This window comes from Chamaesiphon sp. OTE_8_metabat_110, assembly GCF_031382685.1.
GTDB lineage: Bacteria > Cyanobacteriota > Cyanobacteriia > Cyanobacteriales > Chamaesiphonaceae > Chamaesiphon.
The window spans coordinates 1-2,289 of record NZ_JANMZA010000245.1; the positions used below are offsets into that span (position 1 = coordinate 1).

Consider the following 2,289-nt stretch of genomic DNA (forward strand, 5'->3'; position numbering starts at 1 on the left):
AGAGACAGTAGAGCAAGGACTACTAGATCTGGCAGAAGTGATCTCTGATGCCGAGCGTGTCAATGAAATGTTTCGCGCCGCTCACTCGATTAAAGGTGGTGCCGCAATGTTGGGTTTTGAAGGTATTCAAGCAACCGCCCATAAATTAGAAGATTGCTTTAAGATTTTACGGGATCAGCCCGTCCCGATCGACCAAAAATTAGAAACCCTATTTCTTGGCGGCTATGATGCGCTCAAGGCACTGGTTGAAGAATTAGCAAACTCGCCAACACTGAGTTTGCGTCCCGAAATCGTTGCGGAAATTCTCACTGGTTCGGCGGCAAATTTTGTGGCGTTGCAAGAATATCTCGAAGAGATGCTCAATACCAATACCCACGATACGATTAGCCGCGAAACCTCAGTCGTAGCAACAGAAGTAAGTATTGGTGGCGGTATAGCCGTGATGGCACCACCCGTAAACATCGTTGCCGTAGTGACTAGTACGCTTCAGCAAATGTTGGCACTATTTAAACAAGGTGACAATCCGGCTAATAGACAACAACTCGCGAGTATCTCTCAATCCTTGACGAAGCTCGAACCCGACGCAGCAAACTGGCAATCGCTAGTCCACGCTACTACCCAAGCGATCGTCAATCCCCACAACACTTATAATGCGGTAGCGCCCCTGATTATCCGCGAGCTAAAACAAGCTGGTGATTTATTGGCAGCACGGCGAGATCGCGAGATCGCGATTTCGGCGAGTCTCCAGCAGGCAACTACTACTGCGGCTCCCGTAGCCCCCGTAGCGTCCACCGCACCAGCAGCTACCCAAATTACCATTCCTGTGGATGTTCGCGGCGCAGCTCAAGGTATCCTCCAAAACTTCAGCCGTCAGCAAGTGACTGAGTTGGTGGTCTTACTGCATCGAGTGATTTCCAATTCTAAGCAAAACTAGTTGCACCCAGATCTGGCGGCACATCTTGCCATCTCCCATCACCAACAGCGCGAATCGCTGCGGTGAGATCGACTTCCTTGGTGTACAGTGCGCGACCGACAATTGCGCCAGTTACACCTAAAGTAGTCAGCGATAGCAAATCGAGCAAATCTCGCAGGGAACTCACGCCGCCAGAGGCAATGACGGGGATCGAGATCGCGCTAGCTAGTTCCCGGAGTGCTGCCAAGTTTGGCCCGGTCAGGGTGCCATCTCGATGGATATCCGTGTAAATAATTGCGGCGGCACCCATGTCTGCCATCCGTTGTGCTAAATCTACCGCCGTTACTTCCGAAGTTTCTAGCCAGCCTTTAGTTGCCACTTTGCCAGCGCGCGCATCGATGCCGATGACGATTTGCTGCGGATATTTTTGACATAAATCTTGGACTAATTCTGGTTGTTCTACCGCTACTGTTCCCAGAATAATCCGATCGACTCCCAAATCCAATAGCTGCCTGACGCTCGCTTCAGTTCGCAGTCCGCCACCGACCTGAATCTGTACTGGTTGAGTCGCAGTTGTTTTGACCATTTCTACAATACTCGCGATCGCGTCTAGATTGACAGGATGCCCAGCTTTAGCCCCATCTAAATCCACTAGATGTAATTTATTGGCACCTTGCACCAGCCAAGAATGCGCCATATCAGTAGGATTATCGTTAAATACCTGCGATCGATCGTAATCACCCTGATACAATCTGACACATTTACCATCTAACAGATCGATCGCGGGAAAAATATCCATAAGTTTTGAGAAGAAATTAGAACATCGCTCGATCGAATTATACAAACAAAGCACGATCGGCAAACGCTATCTGGTAGTTACCACGATCGCATCAAAGCGAGGTATTGCCTACTATAATTAAGCTCCAAGCGAGAGAATTCACACCAGTTTACTACCTCTATCCCCTATCCCATCTTGCTTACCGCCCGATTTAAGATCGGTTTTCCTACCACGATCGAGACTGCCATAGGGGACAATGGAAATGTTCAGATCTTTAAAATCGAACCATGATTGTTTCCAACTGGCGCAAAGCGTTATTACCACTCCTCTTATCGGTAGTCTTACTATTTTCTGCTTGTTCGAGTAAAGAACCATCCAAGTACGCCGCAACTCAAAAAGAAACGTCGGGTAGAAATGCCCCCGCCGCAGTTGCCAAAAATGCCGCAGACGGCGGTCAATTCAATCAATTTTTCCCGGCTGCCGCCAATGGCTATGCCCGCGTCTTTTCTCAAGAGAAAAAAGGCTTTGCCGAAGCAAAACTCAATAAAGCTGGTAAAAATGTCGCCGTCCTGTCGATTAATGACACGATTAGCCTCCC

At 48.8% G+C, this 2,289-nt stretch carries 2 protein-coding genes and 1 pseudogene; 2 read left to right on the forward strand and 1 reads right to left on the reverse strand.

The window, feature by feature from the left end; translation table 11 throughout:
- Nucleotides 1-934: Hpt domain-containing protein (locus tag RMO52_RS09035; protein WP_310413117.1), on the forward strand; the 934-nt coding region annotated here is incomplete at its 5' end.
- Here RMO52_RS09035 and hisA read toward each other — a convergent pair.
- Nucleotides 921-1,712: a 1-(5-phosphoribosyl)-5-[(5-phosphoribosylamino)methylideneamino]imidazole-4-carboxamide isomerase gene (hisA, locus tag RMO52_RS09040; protein WP_310413120.1), complete on the reverse strand. Its 792-nt coding sequence runs from the start codon at nucleotides 1,710-1,712 to the stop codon at nucleotides 921-923. The two genes, RMO52_RS09035 and hisA, sit on opposite strands and share 14 nt — an antisense overlap.
- Before the next feature lie 266 nt (nucleotides 1,713-1,978).
- Between hisA and RMO52_RS09045 the strand changes: the two are divergent.
- Nucleotides 1,979-2,289 (forward strand): annotated as a pseudogene (locus tag RMO52_RS09045) (hypothetical protein); the annotation flags it as partial.